Source organism: Streptomyces sp. rh34 (assembly GCF_002551245.1).
Classification (GTDB): domain Bacteria; phylum Actinomycetota; class Actinomycetes; order Streptomycetales; family Streptomycetaceae; genus Streptomyces.
Genome location: NZ_NTGZ01000134.1, coordinates 1 through 20,453 on the forward strand (window position 1 = coordinate 1; position 20,453 = coordinate 20,453).

18 protein-coding genes and 1 rRNA gene are annotated in these 20,453 nt (G+C 73.0%); 5 read left to right on the forward strand and 14 right to left on the reverse strand.

The features are described from left to right. From CR470_RS22915 to CR470_RS22925, 3 genes are all read right to left on the reverse strand, one after another. A partial coding sequence (locus tag CR470_RS22915; RefSeq protein WP_257138884.1) for an NB-ARC domain-containing protein occupies window positions 1-1,207 on the reverse strand: 1,207 nt, incomplete at its 3' end. 209 nt (window positions 1,208-1,416) lie between these two features. Then, window positions 1,417-2,043, reverse strand: a complete 627-nt coding sequence (locus CR470_RS22920; protein ID WP_097869433.1) for an NUDIX domain-containing protein — start codon at window positions 2,041-2,043, stop codon at window positions 1,417-1,419. An 88-nt stretch (window positions 2,044-2,131) separates the two neighbouring features. After that, entirely contained in the window at window positions 2,132-3,799 is a 1,668-nt protein-coding gene (locus CR470_RS22925) for a CTP synthase (protein WP_097869434.1), read from the reverse strand. Between the two features lie 441 nt (window positions 3,800-4,240). On the opposite strand from CR470_RS22925, the gene CR470_RS22930 reads away from it, so the two are divergent. Next, window positions 4,241-6,043: a glycoside hydrolase family 15 protein gene (locus CR470_RS22930; protein WP_097869435.1), complete on the forward strand. Its 1,803-nt coding sequence runs from the start codon at window positions 4,241-4,243 to the stop codon at window positions 6,041-6,043. Window positions 6,044-6,098: 55 nt separating this feature from the next. On the opposite strand, the gene CR470_RS22935 is transcribed toward CR470_RS22930, so the two are convergent. After that, window positions 6,099-6,905: an aminotransferase class IV family protein gene (locus CR470_RS22935; RefSeq protein ID WP_097869436.1), complete on the reverse strand. Its 807-nt coding sequence runs from the start codon at window positions 6,903-6,905 to the stop codon at window positions 6,099-6,101. Between the two features lie 60 nt (window positions 6,906-6,965). Between CR470_RS22935 and CR470_RS22940 the strand changes: the two genes are divergently transcribed. Together CR470_RS22940 and CR470_RS22945 are read left to right on the forward strand one after the other, a co-directional pair. After that, window positions 6,966-7,310 (forward strand): MerR family transcriptional regulator, encoded by a 345-nt coding sequence (locus CR470_RS22940; RefSeq protein ID WP_097869437.1) that lies wholly within the window; start codon window positions 6,966-6,968, stop codon window positions 7,308-7,310. Window positions 7,311-7,442: 132 nt separating this feature from the next. After that, window positions 7,443-9,068, forward strand: coding sequence for a PucR family transcriptional regulator (locus tag CR470_RS22945; RefSeq protein ID WP_097869438.1), 1,626 nt, complete (start codon window positions 7,443-7,445; stop codon window positions 9,066-9,068). Between the two features lie 24 nt (window positions 9,069-9,092). On the opposite strand, the gene CR470_RS22950 is transcribed toward CR470_RS22945, so the two are convergent. From CR470_RS22950 to CR470_RS22970, 5 genes are all read right to left on the reverse strand, one after another. Then, a complete protein-coding gene (locus CR470_RS22950; protein WP_097869439.1) occupies window positions 9,093-10,190 on the reverse strand; it encodes a glycosyltransferase family 4 protein in 1,098 nt (365 codons plus the stop codon). 239 nt (window positions 10,191-10,429) lie between these two features. Next, complete coding sequence (gene recN, locus CR470_RS22955; RefSeq protein ID WP_097869440.1) at window positions 10,430-12,172, reverse strand: DNA repair protein RecN; 1,743 nt, start codon at window positions 12,170-12,172, stop codon at window positions 10,430-10,432. A 94-nt stretch (window positions 12,173-12,266) separates the two neighbouring features. After that, entirely contained in the window at window positions 12,267-13,172 is a 906-nt protein-coding gene (locus CR470_RS22960) for an NAD kinase (protein WP_018959672.1), read from the reverse strand. Between the two features lie 8 nt (window positions 13,173-13,180). Then, complete coding sequence (locus tag CR470_RS22965) at window positions 13,181-13,996, reverse strand: TlyA family RNA methyltransferase (protein ID WP_097869441.1); 816 nt, start codon at window positions 13,994-13,996, stop codon at window positions 13,181-13,183. A 7-nt stretch (window positions 13,997-14,003) separates the two neighbouring features. Further along, window positions 14,004-14,402: a hypothetical protein gene (locus tag CR470_RS22970; protein ID WP_097869442.1), complete on the reverse strand. Its 399-nt coding sequence runs from the start codon at window positions 14,400-14,402 to the stop codon at window positions 14,004-14,006. Window positions 14,403-14,444: 42 nt separating this feature from the next. Here CR470_RS22970 and CR470_RS22975 point away from each other — a divergent pair, with 42 nt between their 5' ends. Beyond that, window positions 14,445-14,792, forward strand: a complete 348-nt coding sequence (locus CR470_RS22975; protein WP_097869443.1) for an SCP2 sterol-binding domain-containing protein — start codon at window positions 14,445-14,447, stop codon at window positions 14,790-14,792. Between the two features lie 145 nt (window positions 14,793-14,937). On the opposite strand, the gene CR470_RS22980 is transcribed toward CR470_RS22975, so the two are convergent. After that, window positions 14,938-15,741, reverse strand: coding sequence for an ABC transporter ATP-binding protein (locus CR470_RS22980; protein ID WP_097869444.1), 804 nt, complete (start codon window positions 15,739-15,741; stop codon window positions 14,938-14,940). 252 nt (window positions 15,742-15,993) lie between these two features. Beyond that, window positions 15,994-17,025 (reverse strand): HAD-IIA family hydrolase, encoded by a 1,032-nt coding sequence (locus CR470_RS22985; protein WP_097869445.1) that lies wholly within the window; start codon window positions 17,023-17,025, stop codon window positions 15,994-15,996. 70 nt (window positions 17,026-17,095) lie between these two features. Between CR470_RS22985 and CR470_RS22990 the strand changes: the two genes are divergently transcribed. After that, window positions 17,096-18,376, forward strand: a complete 1,281-nt coding sequence (locus CR470_RS22990; RefSeq protein WP_097869446.1) for a DUF1015 family protein — start codon at window positions 17,096-17,098, stop codon at window positions 18,374-18,376. A gap of 78 nt (window positions 18,377-18,454) precedes the next feature. Here the strand turns inward: CR470_RS22990 and CR470_RS40080 are convergent, their stop codons facing one another. The 3 genes from CR470_RS40080 to rrf all read right to left on the reverse strand — a co-directional run. After that, on the reverse strand, window positions 18,455-19,243 hold the full coding sequence (locus CR470_RS40080) for a tetratricopeptide repeat protein (RefSeq protein WP_218923776.1): 789 nt from the start codon (window positions 19,241-19,243) through the stop codon (window positions 18,455-18,457). Further along, entirely contained in the window at window positions 19,240-20,145 is a 906-nt protein-coding gene (locus CR470_RS40085; protein ID WP_218923777.1) for a hypothetical protein, read from the reverse strand. The genes CR470_RS40080 and CR470_RS40085 overlap by 4 nt, the downstream gene beginning before the upstream one ends. Before the next feature lie 212 nt (window positions 20,146-20,357). Continuing rightward, window positions 20,358-20,453, reverse strand: a 5S ribosomal RNA gene (gene rrf, locus CR470_RS23000); the annotation flags it as partial.

Sequence of the window (20,453 nt, forward strand, 5' to 3'; positions counted from 1 at the left end):
CCCGGCAGGACTGGAGCCGGCGCACGGTCCGCTCCAGCATCCGGGCGCGGGCGAGCTGGATCTCGGCCGCCCGGTCCCGGTCCTCCAGGAGGGCCCGCAGCATCGGGGCGAGGCAGCCGGGCACCGCGTACTGGGGGTGGGCCGCGCCGTCCGTCCGCAGCAGCCCGCGCTTCACGAAGTCGTCGAGGGTGGCGCGGGCCGCGGAGACCGAGCAACCGGCCAGCGCGGAGGCGGTGTGGGCGTCGGCCAGTCCGGCGGGGGCGAGGGCCAGCAGGCGCAGTATCCGGGCGGCGGCCCCCGGCAGGGAGTCGTGGACGAGCCGGAACGCCCGGGCCAGCGGGCGGGCACCGGTGGGCAGTTGCTCGCCGGAGTCGGGCAACTCGTACAACTGCTTGGCGACGTCGGCGACCGAGGCCATGGGGTGGGCGGCGAGCAGGCCGCCCATCAGGGCCAGCGCCGCGGGCTGGCCCCCGCACTCCTCGGCCAGGCTCTCCGCGGTGCGGGGGTCGACGGTGATGCGGACCTGCCCGATGACGCGGGCGAGCAGCCGCACCGCCGCGCCCGCCTCCAGCCCGCCGAGGGTGCAGGGCCGCACGTCGGGGATGCCGGTCAGCGGTCCGGTCGCGGTGGCGAGGACCAGGCAGTCCGGGTTCTCCGGGAGCAGCGGGTCGACCTGTTCGGCGTCGGCCGCGTCGTCGAGCACCAGCACGAGCCGGCGTACGGCGAGGGCCTCGCGGACCATCTCGGACAGTTCGTCCTGATCGGCGCCGGGCGGGACCGCCACCCCGAGGAGGCCGAGGAGCTCGCCCGCGGTGCGTTCGGTGGGGACGCGTCCGCCGCCGGGGTCGGTGAGGCCGACCCGGAGCACCCCGTCGGGGTAGTCGCCGGAGCCCGTACCGGGAACGGCCCAGGGCAGTGCGCCCGTGGCGGTCGCGGCGGCACCGGCGGCATCGGTTCCGGTGAGCGCTCCGGCCAGCTCCTCGGCGAGCGCGCTGCGGCCCGATCCGGGCCGGCCCGCGATGAGCAGGACCCGGGCGCGGGGGGCCTTGCGGCCGGCCAGGGTGTCGAGGCCGGCGCGCTCGATGTCCGCCCGCAGAGCCTTCAACTCACGTTCGCGGCCGAAGAATCGGGGCGGTACGGTGCCGGACGGCTCCTCGGTCCCGGGGGCCTTCGCCGGGCCGCTGGTGTCCACCGCCTGATCGGTCACGAGCCACGCTCCACTTCGCTGCACGCGGTGCCCGCCGGAACTCCGGTCGGGTGCATTTCGAGCGTAGTTCAGCGGTGACGACGATCACTGCGGAGTGGGGCGGAGCACGAGGAACATCCCCCGATCGGATCAGCATTTCTTCATTTTTTACGATCACCGGGTCCTGTGATCGTCCGATCGGGGGGTGGGGCAGGGACCCAGACGGCCCGTCAGGCCTCGAAGGGCCGGGCCGGCCAGGGCGCCTCGGCGGGGCGCAGCGAGTCGACGCCGTCGCCCGCGCGTACGGCGGAGAGCGCGAGCACCCCGACGACCAGGCAGTTGTTGTGCAGGTCCCCCGCGATCACCGAGCGGACCAGCTCGGGCAGCGGCACCCGGGCGTGCTCCATGTCGGCCTCCTCCTCGGAGACCGCGTACCGCTCGCCCTCCGCCTCGGAGAGATCGCGGGCGAGGAAGACGCGCACGGCCTCGTCGCAGCCGCCGGGCGTGGTGTAGACGTCGGTCAGCACCCGCCAGTCCTCGGCCTTGACGTGCGCCTCCTCGTACAGCTCGCGCTGAGCGGCGTGCAGGGGGTTCTCGCCGGGGACGTCGAGCAGTCCGGCCGGGATCTCCCAGAGCCGGTGGCGCACCGGGTGGCGGTACTGGCGCAGCACGATGACCCGGTCGTCGTCGTCGAGCGCGAGGACGGCCACGGAGCCGGGGTGGACCTGGTAGTCACGGCCGTGGACGGATCCGTCGGGCATCACCACCTGGTCGGTGCGGACGCTGGTCTTGTTGCCGGCGAAGGGGGTCGCGGTCGCGGTGACCTGCCACTCCTCGGGCTTGTCCTGGATACCCATGTACGTCCACGTCCTCCCACGAACCAACGGAAACCGGGGTACCGATCCGCACAGGATCCGTACCCCGGTCAACCGTAATGCCTCGGTGTTACGCGTCCGCGCCCTTCGCGGCGGCGACCTGGCGCGCGACGGCGGCCTTCACCAGACCCGCGAAGAGCGGGTGCGGGCGGGTCGGGCGGGAGCGCAGCTCCGGGTGCGCCTGGGTGGCGACCAGGTAGGGGTGCGTCTCGCGCGGGTACTCGACGTACTCGACGAGCTTGTTGTCCGGGGAGGTGCCGGAGAAGACCAGACCGGCCTTCTTCTCCAGCTCGGCCCGGTAGGTGTTGTTGACCTCGTAGCGGTGGCGGTGGCGCTCCTCCACGTACGGCTGGCCGTCGTAGGCCTCGCGGACGAGGGAGCCCTCGGCGAGCTTGGCCGGGTAGAGGCCGAGCCGCATGGTGCCGCCCAGGTCGCCCGCGCCCTCGACGTAGGCGAGCTGCTCCTCCATCGTCGAGATGACGGGGTGGGATGTGGCGGCGTCGAACTCGGTGGAGTTGGCGTCGGGGATCTCGGCGAGCGAACGGGCCGCCTCGATCACGATGCACTGGAGGCCGAGGCAGAGGCCGAGCAGCGGGACCTTGTTCTCACGGGCGTAGCGGATGGCGCCGACCTTGCCGTCGACCCCGCGCTCGCCGAAGCCGCCCGGGATGCAGATCGCGTCGACGTCGCCGAGGTGTTCGGCGGCGCCGGCCGCGGTGCGGCAGTCGTCGGAGGTGACCCACTTGACCTTGACCCGGGCCTTGTTGGCGAAGCCGCCGGCGCGGATGGCCTCGGTGACCGAGAGGTAGGCGTCGGGCAGGTCGATGTACTTGCCGACCAGCGCGACGGTGACCTCGTGGTCGGGGTTGTGGACCCGGTCCAGCAGGTCGTCCCAGGTGGTCCAGTCGACGTCCCGGAACGGCAGGTCGAGCTTGCGCACGACGTAGGCGTCCAGGCCCTCGGTGTGCAGCACCTTGGGGATGTCGTAGATCGACCGGGCGTCCGGGCAGGCCACCACGGCGGTCTCGTCGACGTCGCACATCAGCGAGATCTTGCGCTTGATGGCCGTGGGGACCTCACGGTCGGCGCGCAGCACGATGGCGTCCGGCTGGATGCCGATGTTGCGCAGGGCGGCCACCGAGTGCTGGGTGGGCTTGGTCTTCAGCTCGCCGGAGGGGCCGATGTACGGCAGCAGCGAGATGTGGACGACGAAGACGTTGTCCCGGCCGACCTCGTGGCGGACCTGGCGGACGGTTTCCAGGAACGGCAGCGACTCGATGTCGCCGACCGTGCCGCCGACCTCGGTGATGACGACGTCCACGTCGTCGGTGGCCATGCGGCGGATGCGGTGCTTGATCTCGTTGGTGATGTGCGGGATGACCTGGACGGTGTCGCCCAGGTACTCGCCGCGCCGCTCCTTGGCGATGACCTGCGAGTAGACCTGGCCGGTCGTCACGTTGGCGGAGCCGTCGAGGTCGACGTCGAGGAAGCGCTCGTAGTGGCCGATGTCCAGGTCGGTCTCGGCGCCGTCGTTGGTGACGAACACCTCACCGTGCTGGAAGGGGTTCATCGTGCCGGGGTCGACGTTGAGGTAGGGGTCGAGCTTCTGCATGGTGACCCGCAGGCCACGCGCCTTGAGCAGGGCACCCAGGCTGGAGGCAGTCAGACCCTTGCCGAGGGAGGAGGCGACACCCCCGGTGACGAAGATGTGCTTGGTCGTCGTGGATGTGGGCTGCATAGCCAAAGGGGGCTCCCGTGGTCGCGATTCTGAGGTGCGTACCGGCCGCCCGACCGGGGATTCCGGGGGTGCCGTCGCTGCGGTTCGGGGGCCTCGTGCGCTGTCGCGAACGACCACCGGTCCACGGGCTACCAGGGTAACAGCGACGACGGGAGGCTGCTTCCGGCCACACCCTCCACATCGGAGTCACACCATCACCTCCAGCACTTCACGTCACACCCGATCAGCTCAGAGATCTTGCCGCGACCGTCGCGCGGATCGTCGCCGTGCGTCGTATCCTGCTCAAACACTCGCTGCCGAGACGGCCGGGCGGCGGAGCACCCAGGCCGCCCACCGGTACAGGACTCGTCGGATTCTTCCCGGGTGAAAGACCCTACGATCCCCTTGACCGCAGTAAGCGCCCTTTGACGGGGCGACATGGCCGTTCGACTGGAGACGCACGTGGCCGGGCGCATCGAGGATTACGCACTCATCGGAGACATGCAGACCGCCGCCCTGGTCTGCCGGGACGGCACAGCGGACTGGTTGTGCCTGCCCCGCTTCGACTCGCACGCCGTGTTCGCGGGGCTTCTGGGCACCGAGGAACACGGCTTCTGGCGCATGGGCCCCGCGAGAGCGGAAGGAACGGAACCAGCCTTCGCCGACCGGCGGCGCTACCGCGGCGACTCCCTCGTCCTCGAATCGGAGTGGGACACGCCGCGCGGCACCGTACGGGTGACCGATTTCATGCCGCCGCGGGACGGCGCACCGCAGCTCATCCGGATCGTGGAGGGCGTCAGCGGCCGGGTGCCGATGCGCTCGGAACTGCGGATGCGTTTCAGCTACGGCCGGGTGACGCCCTGGGTGCACAAGGTCGACAACCGCACGGTCGCCGTCGCCGGTCCGGACTCCGTCTGGCTGGACACCGAGGCGGACACCTACGGCAGGAACCTGACCACCTACTCCGACTTCACCGTCGGCCCCGGCGACCGGGTGGCGTTCACGATCAGCTGGCAGCCCTCGCACCACGGGCCGCCCGCCCTCCCCGAACCCGAGGGTTCCCTGGAGGCGACCGAGCTGTTCTGGCGCGAATGGGTCGATCAGTGCACGTACCACGGGCCTTATCGGGAGGCGGTCGTCCGCTCCCTGATCACGTTGAAGGCCCTCACGTACGCGCCGACCGGCGGCATCGTCGCGGCCCCGACCACCTCCCTGCCCGAGGAGATCGGGGGCGTACGGAACTGGGACTACCGCTACACCTGGCTGCGGGACGCCGCGATCACCCTCTCCTCGCTGCTGCGCACCGGATACCGGGAGGAGGCCCGCGCCTGGCGCGAGTGGCTGCTGCGGGCGGTGGCGGGTGACCCGGAGAACCTGCAGATCATGTACGGCATCGCCGGCGAGCGCGAGCTCGGCGAGGCGGAGCTGGACTGGCTGCCCGGTTACGAGAACTCCGGCCCGGTCCGGGTCGGCAACGGCGCGGCCAACCAGCTCCAGCTCGACGTGTACGGCGAGGTCACCGAGGCGCTGCACCTGGCGCACATGACGGGTCTGACCCGCAACGACTACGCCATGGGCCTCCAGCTCAAGCTGATCGAGTATCTGGAGAAGCACTGGGAGGAGCCCGACGAGGGCATCTGGGAGGTGCGCGGGCCGCGTCGGCACTTCGTGCACTCGAAGGTGATGGCGTGGGTCGCGGTCGACCGGACGATCAAGCTGGTCGAGTCGGGGGACGTCGAAGGTCCGCTGGAGCGGTGGTACCAGCTCCGCGACGACATCCACCGGGACGTCCTCGAGCGCGGCTACGACGAGGAGCGCAACACCTTCACCCAGTCCTACGGGTCGAAGGAACTGGACGCCTCCCTGCTGCTCATCCCGCAGATGGGCTTCCTGCCGCCGGACGACAAGCGGGTCATCGGCACGATCGAGGCGATCCAGCGGGAGCTGTCCACGGAGGACGGCTTCATCCTGCGCTACCCGACGGAGGGCGAGGACGCGGGCGTCGACGGTCTGGCGGGCGACGAGGGCGCGTTCCTGGCCTGCTCGTTCTGGATGGCCGACGACCTCGCGATGATCGGCCGGGTCGACGAGGCGCGCCAGCTGTTCGAGAAGCTGCTGGCGCTCCGCAACGACCTGGGCCTGCTGGCCGAGGAGTGGGACTCCAACCTCCAGCGCCAGGTGGGGAACTTCCCGCAGGCGTTCAGCCACGTCCCGCTGATCGACACGGCTCTGCGGCTGACGGCGAGCGGCGCGTACGTCGGCTGATCCCGCCGACGGTACGGGCGGCCGCCCCGGGCTCTCCGGGGCGGCCTTCGCACGTTCAGGGGGCGGTGAGCGGTTCGGCCTCGTACGCCCGGTGGAGCAGGTCCAGGAACGGCGGGGCGGCCGGCAACTCGACCGCGCCGATCCGGTGGACGGGCACGCCCGGCGTCCAGGAGTTCATGACGACCGCGCCGGTGAGGGCGGGCAGGTCGTCGGGGGTGACCGCGACGGTCCGCTGTCCGACTCCGAGCCGGTCCAGCTGCCGCCGGACGATGCCCATGGTCGTCCCGGTCAGCAGGCCGGCCCGGGGCCACAGCACCGACGCGCCGTCCCAGAACGCCAGATTCCAGATCGTCGCCTCGCTGAACCGGCCCTCCCCGTCCAGGAACGCGGCGTCGTCGAAGCCGTCGGCGACGGCCTCGCGGAGCAGGTGCGTCTTGGCCGCCTCGCCGACGTGCTTGATGTGCGGCTGGAACCGGTCGTGCCGGACCGCCGCCAGGGCGAGCGGACCGCCGGGGCCGGACGACGCCGGGCCGGTGCGCACGAGGAGCGCGGGTTCGGCGTCGGCCGCGGTGAACTCGCCCGCCGGGGAGTACACCGTGACCGTCAGCGACAGATCGACCGGCCCGTCACGGAGCGCCGTACGCAGCCGCGAGCGCACCAGGTCCTCCGGCAGAGCCCGGCCGAACAGCTCCGCCGAAGCGGACCGCAGCCGCTCCAGGTGGAGGTCGAGGCCGCGGACCCGGCCACCGCGGACCTGTACGGCGGTGAAGTGGGCGTGGCCCGCGAAGGCGAGCGGCGCGAGGTCGCCGGTGGCGGCCGTGCGGCCGTTCACGTGCACGATGTACGGGGAATCTTCGTTCATGGCCCGGACGTTAGGGCCTGACACCGGTGACAAGGTCAAGAGGGAACGGGGCGCGGGCACATGCTGATCGGGGAGTTGTCCCGGCGGACGGGCGTCAGCGCGCGGTCGCTGCGGTACTACGAGGCGCAGGGACTGTTGTCGGCGGGGCGGGGTGCGAACGGATATCGCGCCTACGACGAGGAGGCCGTGGTGACCGTCACGCAGATCCGCGCGCTGCTGCGGGCGGGCCTGTCCACCGAGGTGATCGCTCAGGTGCTGCCGTGTTCCCGGGGCGAGGAGCCCGGGTTCGACTGGTGCGCGGAGCTGCGGGAGATCCTCGGCGGGGAGCTGGCGGTGATGGACGACCGGATCGAGGCGCTGCGGAGCAGCCGGGGCACGCTCGCGGGGTTGCTGACGAAGCCCTGACCGGGCCGGGCCGGTGCGGCGGCGCGTCCCCGCTCCTCCCCTGCGGTGCGCGTCCCGCGCCCCGGGCGGTAGCGTCCTGAACAGGACGACCGCCCGATCGACGGGCACGGCACAAGGGAAGCGGGCCGGTACGTGGAGAGCCACAGCGGAATCACCGTGCAGCGGGCGCTGGAGCTGCCCGGGCTGCGCGCCGGGCTCCCGGAAGTGGTGGCCGGCGCCGACCGGCTGAACCGTACGGTGCGCTGGGTGCACGCGGGCGAGGTCCCGAACATCGCCTCCCTCCTCAAGGGCGGCGAGCTGCTCCTGACCACCGGCCTGGGCCTGGGCGCCCGCCCCGCCGAACAGCGCGCCTTCGTCCGCCGCCTCGCCGACCGGGGCATCGCGGCCCTGGTCGTGGAGCTCGGCCCGCGCTTCGGACGGCTGCCCGCCTCCATCGTGGACGCCGCGCGCGCGGCCGGGCTTCCGCTGGTCCAGCTGCACCGCGAGGTGCCGTTCGTCGCGGTGACCGAGGAGGTGCACACCGAGATCGTCAACGGGCACTACGCGCTGCTCCAGCAGGCGGAGGAGGTGCACCGGCGCGCCACCCGGGCGCTGCTCGACGGGGGCGGGGTGCCCCAGGTCCTCGGGATCCTCGCCGACTTCACCGCCAACCCGGTCTTCCTGGAGACGCCCGACGGCCGGCTCCTGTACGCGGCGTCCACCGGGACCGGCCCGGTGGGCGCGGACCCGCTCCAGGTCTGGGAGGGCATGCGCGGCGACCGGGTGGCCAGGGAGAGCCCGCCGGCCGGTGCGGTGCTGGTGGACGTGGACGGCGGCGGGCCAGAGACCGGTGCGGTACGGGCCCGGCTGGTGCTGCTCGCGGTGGCCGGGCCGCTGGCGACCGTGCACCGGATGGCGGCGGAGCGCGCGGCGGGGCTGCTCGCCGTCGTGCTGATGCAGGCCCGGCAGGAGGAGGAGCTGGCGGCCCGGGGCCGGGGCGACTTCCTCACCGACCTCGCGGAGGGCCGGATCACCCCGGAGGACGCCCCCGCCCAGGCCCGGGTGCTCGGCTTCCGGCCCGGCGGCACTTCGCTGCTCCCGGTGGTGATGCGGCTGGCCCCCGAGCTGTCCCCGTCGGGCAACTGGGCGGTGCTGGCCCGTGCGGTCCTGGAGGAGCTGGCCTCGGTCGGGGTACCGGTGCTGCTCGGTGTACGGCCCGTGGAGGGGCGGGTTCCGCTGCTGCTGGGGCTGCGTTCGGAGGGCGAGCGCTCCGCGGTCGCGGACCGGATGGCGGTGGCGCTGCGGGCAGGGGTGGAGCGGGCCGGCCTCGACCGCGCCGGATCGCAGCCGCCGGTGGTCGTGGTGGGCGTCCCGGGCGGCTGGGCCGCCGCGGGCGCGGGGCTGCGGCACGCGTCGGAGACGGCGACGGCCGCGCAGGGCCTGGACGACCGGCCCTGGTACGACGCCCGGCGCCTCGACATCGACCTGCTGCTGTGGCGGTTGCGGGACCATCCGGACCTGGCGGCGTTCGTGAACCGGGCGATCGGTCCGCTGCGCGAGCACGACCGCACCTCGCGCCCGGCGCTGCTCCCGACGCTCCAGGCGTATCTGGAGCACGCGGGCCGCAAGGCGGAGACCGCCCGCGAGCTGCACCTCAACCGTCAGACGCTCTACAACCGCCTGGCCCGGATCGGCGAGCTGCTGGGCACGGACCTGGACGACCCGCAGACGGTGCTGGCGCTGAGCCTGGCGCTGCGGGCCCGCCGCCACACGACCTGAGAGCAGGCCCTGGCGCCCGCCTCTTCAGCGCACCCGCCCCGTCGCCAGCGGTTGCGCCAACTCGTCGTAGACGCTGAGCACATGGGCGATCGTGTCGTCCTCGGTGGGCCAGCCCGCCGCCTGCACCCGCCCGGCCCCGGCGAGCCGGGCGCGCTCCGCCGGGTCCCCGAGCAGCCTCACGACCGTGGCGGCGAGGGCCTCGGCGTTGCCGTAGGGCACCAATTCGGCCGCCTCGCCGACCAGTTCGGGCACGCCGCCGACCGCGGTGGCGACGAGCGGAACCCCTGCGCGCAGCGCCTCCTGCGCCAGCGGGGAGCGGCCCTCCCACCGGCTCGGCAGCACGGCCAGATCGGCGGCGGCGAGCAACTCCCCCACGCCGTCCCGGCATCCGATGAGGGTGACAGGCAACTCCTCGTCCGTGATCCGCCGTCGCAGAGCGTCCCGGTCGCGCCCCTCCCCCGCGATGACGAGATGCGGCGCGGGGTCCAGACGCCGCCAGACGCGGGCCGCGTCCAGCAGGAGGTCGAAGCCGTGATGCGGTACGAGACTGCCGACGGCCATCAGCAACGGCCGGTCCACCGCACCCAGTTCGGCCCGCACCTTGCCCGCGTCGCCGGCACCGGCCGGGCGCGGGGGCGGGACGGTGACGGGGGCGAGCCGGGCGTCACGTGCGCCCCGCGCGCGGGCCCGGTCCACCAGATCGGACGAAGGGGCGAGGACCACGGCCGCCGCCCGTGCGGCGCGCCTTTCCAGCAGGTGCAGGATCTGACGGCGGGCGCCTTCCGCGTACCGCCGCGTGTGCCAGGTCATCACCAGGGGCACGGCGCGGCCGCTCAGCGCGAGGGCGGTACGGGCGGTCGCGTGGAGCCCATGGGCGTGGACGACGTCCGCACCCGCGCAGGCGGCCCGCAGCGCGGCGACGGCGGCCGGGTCGCTGCGCCGGGGCACGGGAAGGAACCGGGCTCCGGTCGTCGTGAAGTCGTGGGCGCGGTCCACCGCGGACGGGGCGCAGACGGTCACCCGCACTCCGCGCGCCACCAGCCCGGCGGCCAGCGAACCGACGTGCGCGCTACTGCCCGCACTCCCGCCGCCCAGGACGTGGACCGTATGCAGTTGTGACACGTTGATTGGCTCCCCGGGGCTCCGGAGTCGGCGGAAGAAGTACAGCGCCCAGGATGCCAGCCCGTACGCACGTGCTGGGACCGCCGTAACGTTGCTGCCGCGCTCATGGCGACAACCGACCACGCGGCACCACCCTCACGGGTGAATGTCGAGGCGCGAGGTTGTCGCTGTCCGCCCGGCGGAAGCACGTACGGGCGGGAGGAATCCCCCGCCCGTACGCGTACGGCCGTCACGAGCGGTTATTCGGCGCGGGCCGTGGCCAGCAGCTCCTCCGCGTGGGCGCGGGCCGTCTCGGAGTCCTCCTGCCCCGCCAGCATCCGGGACAGCTCCCGGACCCGGTCCTCGCCCTCCAGGACGGTGACGCCGCTGCGGGTCACCGAGCCGTCCACGGTCTTCTCGACCAGCAGCTGCCGGTCGGCGAAGGCCGCGACCTGCGGCAGGTGGGTCACGACCACGACCTGCGCGGACCGGGCGAGCTTGGCGAGACGCCGGCCGACCTCGACCGCCGCCTTGCCGCCGACACCCGCGTCGACCTCGTCGAAGAGGTACGTCGGTACGGGGTCGGAGCCCGCGAAGACGACCTCGACCGCGAGCATCACCCGGGACAGCTCACCGCCCGACGCGCCCTTGGCGATCGGCCGGGGCTGGGCGCCCGGGTGCGGGGCGAGCAGCAGCTCGACCTCGTCCGCGCCGGAGGGTCCGTAGAGGACGCTGCGCCCGCCGATGTCGATGCCGGACGCCTCGTCCGCCGCCTCGGTCTGCCGGATGGCGAACGAGACCCGGGCGTGCGGCATGGCGAGCGAGGCCAGCTCGTCCGTCACCGCCTCGGCGAACCGGGCGGCCGCCTCCGTCCGCGCATCGGTCAACGCCTGCCCGAGCACGGAGAGTTCGGCCCGTAGCCCGTCGCGCTCGGCGGTCAGTTCGCCGATGCGCTCGTCGTCGCCCTCCAGCTCGGTGAGCCGGCCGGCGCCCTCCTGGGCCCAGGCGAGCACCGCCGTGATGTCCGTGCCGTACTTCCGGGTCAGCGCGGTCAGCGCGGCCCGGCGCTCCTCCACGGCGGCCAGCCGCAGCGGGTCGGCCTCCAGCTGGTCGGCGTACCCGGCCAGCTCCCCGGAGACGTCGGCGATCAGGATGGAGATCTCCCCGATCCGGTCGGCCAGCGCGGCCAGCGCCGGGTCGTGGGCCCGGACCCCGTCCAGGGCCTGCCCGGCGGCGGCGACCACGGTGGTGGCGTCGACGCTCTCCGGATCCTCCGGGTTCCCCGCCAGCGCGGTGTGCGCGAGGGAGGCCGCGGAGGCGAGGGCCTCGGCGTGCCCGAGCCGCTCCGCCTCGGCGGCCAGCTCGACGTCCTCACCCGGCAACGGCTCGACGGCGGCGACCTCGTTCAGACCGAAACGCAGCAGATCCGCCTCCTGGGCCCGCTCCCGGGCCCGGGTGGTCAGCTCATCCAAGGTCGCGGCGACGGTCCGCAGCCGCCGGTAGGCCTCCGTGTAGGCGGCGTGCGGGACCGCCACACCGTCCCCGGCGTACCGGTCGAGCGCCCCCCGCTGCCGCGCGGGCTTGAGCAGGCCCTGCTGGTCGGTCTGGCCGTGCACGGCGACGAGTTCGTCCGCCAGCTCGGTCAGGACCCCCACCGGCACGGATCTGCCCCCGAGGTGGGCCCGTGAGCGTCCTTCCGCCGAAACCGTACGGCTGATGAGCAGCGCGCCGTCGTCGAGTTCCGCCCCGGCCTCCTCGGCCCGCAGCGCCGCCGCGTCGCCCTCGGACACCGTGATCCGGCCCTCGACGACCGCGGCCTTGGCCCCGACCCGTACAAGGGCTGGGTCCGCGCGCCCGCCGAGCAGCAGCCCGAGGCTCGTGACGACCATGGTCTTGCCCGCGCCGGTCTCACCCGTGACCGCGGTGAAACCGGGTGACAGCTCCACCACCGCGTCGTCGATGACTCCGAGCGACCGTATCCGCATCTCCTCCAACACGGACATGACCTTACGAGGTCCCGGGCCGGACGCGCGACGGCCCCCGCTCCCGGATTCACTCTCCCGAGGGTCGCGAGGGCCGTGCTGCGCCGTCGAACGGTCAGTGGGGCGCGCCCCGCCAGCCCGAGACGGGCAGCGCGAACTTCGCCACCAGCCGGTCGGTGAACGAGGCCTGGTGCAACCGCGCCAGCCGTACGGGCACCGCACCGCGCCGTACCTCGACCCGCGCCCCGGCGGGCAGCTCCACGGTCCGCCGCCCGTCGCACCACAGCACCCCGTGCGGGGTGTGCGGCTGGACCTCGACCGCGAGCACGGACGTGGGCGAGGTCACCAGCGGCTTGGCGAACAGCGCGTGGGCGCTGATCGGGACCATCAGCAGCGCCTCGACCTCGGGCCAGACGACGGGCCCGCCCGCCGAGAAGGCGTACGCGGTCGAACCGGTCGGGGTCGCGCAGACGATCCCGTCGCAGCCGAACCCGGTGACCGGGCGGCCGTCGATCTCCAGGACCACTTCGAGCATCCGCTCGGGCGACACCTTCTGCACGGCCGCCTCGTTGAGCGCCCAGTCGGTGTGCACGACATCGCCGTTGCTGTGCACGACGACGTCGATCGTCATCCGCTCCTCGACCTCGTAGTCGCGGGTGACGACCCGGGAGACCACCTTGTCGAGGTCGTCGCGCTCGGCCTCGGCGAGGAAGCCGACGCGTCCGAGGTTGACACCGAGCATCGGCACCCCGGAGGCGCGGGAGAACTCCGCGCCGCGCAACAGGGTGCCGTCACCGCCGAGGACGATCAGCAGCTCGCAGCCGTCCACGGCGGAGGGACTGGTGTCGGTGACCGTCTCCACGGTGTCCGGCAGCGGCAGATCGGCCGCCTCGGTCGCCGAGACCCGTACGCCGAGCCCGTTGCGCAGCAGCCCCTGCACGACGAGCTCCGCGCTGCGGATCGCGGCCGGCCGGCCGGTGTGCGCCAAAAGGAAGACTGTTCGTGCCGCATTCGTGGTCACATTCGTCGTCAACGAGGCCCCTCCGCCACTGCACGGTCGACATCCGCGGGATCCAGCTCAGGTGCGCCGGCCCGCAGCCACAGAAAGTACTCGACGTTCCCCGACGGGCCGGGCAGCGGACTGGCCGTCACCCCCCGTACGCCGAGGCCGAGCCCCCAGGCCCGGCGCGCCACTTCGCGCACGGCTTCGGCGCGCAGCTCCGAACTCCGCACCACTCCGCCGCTGCCGAGCCGCTCCTTGCCCACCTCGAACTGCGGCTTGACCATGAGGACCAGGTCCGCGTCGGGCCCGGCGCAGCGGGCGAGGGCGGGCAGCACGAGGCCCAGCGGGATGAAGGACAGATCCCCCACCACCAGGTCCACCGCCTCCCCGTCGATGGCCTCCAAGGTCAGCTCACGCACGTTGGTACGGTCCTTGACGACGACCCGTTCATCGGACTGCAGCGACCACGCGAGCTGCCCGTAGCCGACGTCGACGGCGACGACCTGCCGGGCCCCGGCCCGCAGCAGCACGTCGGTGAACCCGCCGGTCGACGCCCCGGCGTCCAGCGCCCGCCGCCCCTGAACGGTCAGCCCGAGCGGCAGGAACGCGGCGAGCGCCCCGGCCAGCTTGTGGCCGCCGCGCGAGACGTAGTCCGGGTCGCCGTCGTCCTTGGTGACGACGATCGCCGCGGCCGTCTCGACCTGGGTGGCGGGTTTGGTCGCGGTGGTGCGGCCTACGGTGACGCGCCCTGAGGCGATCAGCTGGCTCGCGTGCTCGCGCGAGCGGGCGAGCTTGCGGCGTACCAGCTCGGCGTCGAGGCGGCGACGTGCCACTCCTGCCACGTTCGGTTCAGCTCCTGTTGTTGTGATGCGTGTCGTGATGCGTGTCGTGCGGTCGGTGCGACGGCGTGGCCGTGGGCGTGGGAGCCGGTGCGGCGGCCGGACGGGCGTCCAGCGAGGTCAGCTCCGATCGCAGCCCACGGTGTACATCCTCGTACACCTCGATGTGCCCGTCCGCCGGGAGGTGGTCCGCATCGGCCAGACGCTCCAGCCGGGCGTCCACCGCTCCATGGCCGGTGGGGGTGCGCACGACCCCCAGGGGCGCGGGTTCGGCAGGCTCGAAGGAGGGCACGCCGAGGGCCGGCTCCCCGGCTCCGGGCACGTCCGCCGCCGGGCGGTCCACCGCCGGGTCCGGCTCGTCGGGCGTGCTCACGGGCGGTGTCCCCGCCTCCGGCGTCCAGTCGCTCATGCCGAAACGCTACATCGACGGGCCGGTGTACCGTCGAGCACGATGGCGACCATGGCTGAGTGCCGCAGCGCACTGAGAAGACTTTCCGACAACCTCGCGGCCACCGAGGGCGACGTGCGCGGCGCCGCTGCCCTCGACCGCTCGCTGAGCTGTCACATCAAGGACCTCGACATCACGTTCACCGGACGGCTGGCCGGAGGCCGGGTCCAGGTGCGGGACACGGTCGAGGGGCCGCCCCGGGACAAGGCCGAGATCAGGCTCGCGATGACGGGCGACGACCTGGTGGCGCTGGTGGACGGCGACCTGAACTTCGCGAAGGCGTGGGGCTCGGGCCGTGTACGCCTGGAGGCGGGCTTCCGGGACCTGCTGAAACTGAGATCACTGCTGTAGGCCGCACCTTCACGGGCAGGCGGCAGCACCTTCATGCCCGTCCCGCGAGATCGAGGCCGAGCGGCCGCGTTTCAATCCCGTCCGGCGATTGAGGACAAGGCGTCCACCGGGCCGCACCCCGCACCCGCCGCCGTGCCCCCACCATTTACGCGGCGGCGACCTTCCGAGCCTTACGGGCGGCCGGCACGACCAGCGGCGTCCCGGTCTCGGGGTCGTCGATCACCTGGCACCGCATCCCGAACACCCGCTCCACCAGCGCCGCGTCGACCACCTCCGAAGGCGGTCCCGCCGCGACGATGTCCCCGTCCCGCATCGCGATGAGATGCGTGGCGTACCGCGCGGCGTGGTTCAGGTCGTGGAGCACCGCGACCAGCGTGCGGCCCTGCGTCTCGTGCAGCTCCGCGCACAGGTCGAGGACATCGATCTGGTGCTGGATGTCGAGGTACGTCGTCGGCTCGTCGAGCAGCAGCAGCGGCGTCTGCTGGGCCAGCGCCATGGCGATCCAGACCCGCTGACGCTGGCCGCCGGACAGTTCGTCGACATAGCGATCGGCCAGCTCGGCGACGCCGGTGGACTCCATGGACGCGTCGACGACCCGCTCGTCCTCCGGCGACCACTGCCGCAGCAGCCCCTGGTGGGGGTACCGGCCGCGGGCGACGAGGTCGGCGACGGTGATCCCGTCGGGCGCTATGGAGGACTGCGGCAGCAGCCCCAGCGTCCGGGCGACCTTCTTCGCGGGCAGCTGGTGGATGGTCTGCCCGTCCAGCAGCACCTGCCCCCGGCTCGGCTTCAGCATCCGGGCGAGGGCGCGCAGCAGGGTCGACTTGCCGCAGGCGTTGGGGCCGACGATCACGGTGAAGGAGTTGTCGGGAATCTCCACCGAGAGGTTCTCGGTGATGACCCGCTGGTCATAGCCGAGGGTCACCGATTCCGCGGTGAGGCGCTGCATGGTCGTACTCCCGGAGTCGGTGAGGTGGAGCGGCACGGCGCGGGGCACGGGCAGACCACCGAGCGCATCAGGTTAGGTTAACCTATCTTGCTCTTCACGCCACTGGTCCCGGGCCGCCGCCCCACACCCTCAACACCTGCGCGGGCCAAGGACGTCGGGCGATGCCGGGGACCGGTTCGCCGATCGACTCCGGGGATCGGTTCGTCGGGCGATGCCCGGCACCGGTTCGTCGATCGACTCCGGGGATCCGGTTCAGAGCCCGAGCCCGGCGAGGGCCTTCCCCGTCTCCAGCCGGCACACACCCGGACCCGCGGAGGTCCAGGCCGCCGCGCAGAGCGCCCGCAGCCCGTCGAGCGCCTCGCCCTCGCCCTCCAGCACCAGCTCGCCCCCACGCACGGCCGCCGTCCAGCCCCCGCACCGGTACGCCTCACCGGCCGGCGTCACCTCGGGCTGCCCGGTCAGCAGCCCCCGCAGATCCCGGTCCACATAGGTCGGCCGGTGCTGCGGCGGAGCGGCCAGCAACTGCGCCGCGTCGGTCACCCCGGTCAGCACCAGCAGCGAGTCCACGCCCCCGTTGAACGCGCCCTCGATGTCCGTGTCCAGCCGGTCCCCGACGACGATCGGCCGCTTCGCCCCGGTCCGCAGCACGGTCTCGCGGTGCATCGGCGGCAACGGCTTCCCCGCGACCTGCGGCTCGGCCCCGGTGGCGATCCGTACGACCTCGACCGCGGCCCCGTTGCCGGGCGCGATGCCCCGGGCGCCCGGGATGGTCAGGTCGGTGTTGGACGCGAACCACGGCAGCCCGCGCCGGATCGCGTAGCTCGCCTCGGCGAACCGCCCCCACGCCATGTCCGGCCCGCCGTATCCCTGGACCACCGCCGCCGGGTCGTCGTCCGCCGACTCCACCGGCACCAGCCCGCGCTCGCGCAGCGCGACCCGCAGCCCTTCGCCGCCGATCGCCAGCACCCGTGCTCCGGCCGGCAGTTGATCGGCGACCAGCCGGGCGACGGCCTGTGCGGAGGTGATCACGTCGGAGGGTTCGGCGGGCACCCCGAGCTCCGTCAGGTGCTCCGCCACCGCGTCCGGCGTCCGCAGCGCGTTGTTGGTGACGTACGCGAGGTGCATACCCCCGGCCCGCGCCTCGGCCAGCGATTCCACGGCGTGACCGATGGCTTCCCCGCCCGCGTAAACGACCCCGTCGAGGTCGAGGAGAGCCGTGTCGTACGCCTCGCTCAGCGCCGCGCTGCTCCCCGACGGCCGGTGCCTGTCCTGCTGATGGCTCATATGACTCGCTCCTCTTCCGGGCTTCCGCCCCGAACACCTCGTATGCCCGCTGCACACATACGATGCCCTGATGAACACTTCAGGTCTCGTCGACCAGGGGCTGCGGCTTTCCCCGTTCCGCGGACTGCGATACGTCCCCGAGCGGGTCGGCAGCCTTGCCGCCGTGACCTCGCCCCCGTACGACGTGGTCGTCCGGCCCGACGGGCTGCACCACCTGGAGTCCGCGGACCCGCACAACATCGTGCGCCTCATCCTCCCCCAGGCCGAGACGGCCCGGGACCGGCACCGGCAGGCGGCCACCACCCTGGACCGCTGGCTGGCCGAGGGCGTCATCGCACCGGATCCGGACCCTGTGCTGTACGTCTACGAGCAGCGGAACGACGAGATCCTCCAGCGGGGCCTGATCGGCACCCTGGCCCTCTCCCCCGCCGCCGACGGCATCGTGCTGCCCCACGAGGACGTCATGGACGACGTCGTCGCGGACCGCGCGGAGCTGATGCGTACGACGGGGGCCCATCTGGAGCCGCTGCTCCTGACCTACCGCGGCGGGACGGGCGCGCCGGCCGGGGCGGCAGCGGTGATCGAGCGCGCGGTCCTGCGGGAGCCCCTGCTCGCCACCACGACGGAGGACGGCTTCCGGCACCGTCTCTGGGCCGTGACGGACCCGGCCGAACGGAGCGAGATTCAGACAGACCTCGCGCGGCACCAAGCGCTCATCGCGGACGGCCACCACCGCTGGGCCACCTATCTCCGGCTCCAGCGGGAACAGACGGCGCCCGGGCCGTGGGACCACGGCCTCGTCCTCCTCGTCGACACCGCCCGCCATCCGCTCCGGGTCCGCGCCATCCACCGGCTGCTGCGCGGGCTGCCGGTCTCCCGGGCCCTGAAGTCGCTGACCGGTCTCTTCCGCGTCCGGCCGGTCGAGGGGCCACTCCCCCGGGCCCTCGACGCGCTGGCCGAAGCGGCGGCCGGGGGCAACGCGTTCCTGCTCGCCGGCGACGGGGGTTTCCATCTGGTGGACCGCCCCGACCCTGCCCTGCTGGCCCGCACCGTTCGGACGGACCGTCCCGACGCCTGGCGCACCCTGGACGCGACGGTCCTGCACTCCGCGCTGCTCGACGACGTGTGGCGGATCCCCGACGCGCCGGAGCACATCGGCTACATCCATGACACCGCGGCAGCCGTCGAACAGGCGGAACGCCTCGACGCCACGGCGGTCCTGATGCATCCCGTACGCGAAGAGGTCGTCCGGGACCTGGCCCGGCAGGGCGTCACCATGCCCCGCAAATCAACGTCGTTCGGCCCGAAGCCGGCCACGGGCCTGGTCATGCGGAGTCTCGCCCTCGACTGATCCGCAGACCGGCAGGCGGGCACGGAACGCGAAGAGGGGCGGCACTCCGGCCGGAGTGCCGCCCCTCTTCATCAGCTGCTAAGCCTTGACCGAACCGTCCGCGGACCCGTCCTGATCGTCGTCCTCGTCCTGCTCGTCATCGAGGTCGGCGGCATCACGCACGCGGTCCTCGGCGTCGCGGCCTTCGCGCGGGTCCTCGGCACGAGGCGCGACCTCGTCGGCCGCGTCCGCCTCGGCCGTCTCGTCGTCACCGAGGACGTCGACGAACTCCACGCCGTCGAGCGCGGCGAGCCGGTCCGACGCGTCGGTGGAACCGTCCTTGTCGGCCTCCAGCGCCTTCCCGAACCACTCCCGCGCCTCGTCCTCGCGCCCCGCCTCCAGCAGGGCGTCCGCGTACGCGTAGCGAAGTCGCGGCGTCCACGGCTGCACGGAGTGGGACGCGAGCTCGGGGCCCTGCAGCGTCACGATGGCGGCGTCGATCTGACCCATGTCACGACGTGCCCCGGCGGCCACCAGCCGCATCTCGACCTGTCCGGCCTTGTCCAGCTTCTGCACCTCGGGCTCGCCGGCCATGGCCATCGCCCGCTCGGGCCGTCCGAGCCCTCGCTCGCAGTCCGCCATGACGGGCCACAGGTCCACGGACCCGGTCATCCGCCGGGCCGCCCGGAACTCGGCGAGCGCCTCGGCGTACTTCTGCGTCGCGTACGCCGCGAACCCGGCCGCCTCGCGCACGGCCGCGACGCGGGACGCGAGCCGGAGGGCGATACGGGCGTACGCGTACGCCTCCTCGGGGTCCTCGTCGATCAGCCGGGCCACCATGACGAGGTTGCGCGCGACGTCCTCGGCAAGGGTCTTCGGCAGGCTCATGAGCTCCTGGCGTACGTCCTTGTCGATCTCGTCGCCCGTGACGTCGTCCGGAATCGGCAGCCGCTTGATCGGCTCCCGGTCCCGGTCCCGGTCGTCACGCCCCCGGAAGCCCCCGCGGTCGCGATCGTCGCGCTGGCCGCCCCGGTATCCGCCGCGGTCCCTGTCGCCGCCCCGGTTGTCGTCACGGCGGAAACCGCCACCGGAGGGACGGTCGTCGTCACGACGGGGGCCGCGAGGGCGGTCGTCACGGCGTTCGAAACCACCGCTCGGACGGCCACCGCGGTCGTCCTCACGACGAGGCCCGCGATCACGGTCCCCACCACGGTTGTCATCACGCCGGAAACCACCACCGGAGCCACCGCCCCGGCTGTCGTCGCGACGGAAACCGCCACCGGAGCCACCACCACGGCTGTCGTCACGGCGGAAGCCGCCACCGGAAGGCCGGCTGTCGTCACGGCGGAACCCGCCACCGGAGGGGCGGTCGTCGTCACGGCGCGGGCCGCGAGGGCGGTCGTCGCGGCGCTCGAAGCCACCGCTCGGACGGCCACCACGGTCATCACGCTGCTGACCACCCCGGTACCCACCACGGTCGTCCTCACGACGAGGCCCACGATCACGGTCCCCACCACGACTGTCGTCACGACGGAACCCACCACCGGAAGGCCGACTGTCGTCGCGGCGGAAGCCGCCGCCGGAGCCACCACCACGGTTGTCATCACGACGGAAACCACCACCGGTCGGCCGGCTGTCGTCACGACGCGGGCCCCGGTCGCGGTCCCGGTCGTCACGGCGGAAGCCGCCGCCGGTGCCGGCGCCGGTGCCGGAAGGCCTGTTGTCGTCACGGCGGAAGCCGCCACGGTCGTTGTCGCGTCGAGGTGCGCCGGAACCGGACCGGTCGTCACGACCACCGCGGTAACCGCCCCTGTCACCGCCGTCCCGGCGACGCGGCTCGCGCTCCGGACGATCGTCGGGAGAGTTGGTGGACATGGGTGTGACTCCTGTCTTCGGGTACCACAGACATTCTCGCGCAGCCGACCAGTCGACGCGCTTCGGGAAAACAAAAGGACCCCTGGTCCCAGCGTTGAACGCTGGGACCAGGGGTCCTGGAAAGATTGTTCGGCGGCGTCCTACTCTCCCACAGGGTCCCCCCTGCAGTACCATCGGCGCTGAAAGGCTTAGCTTCCGGGTTCGGAATGTAACCGGGCGTTTC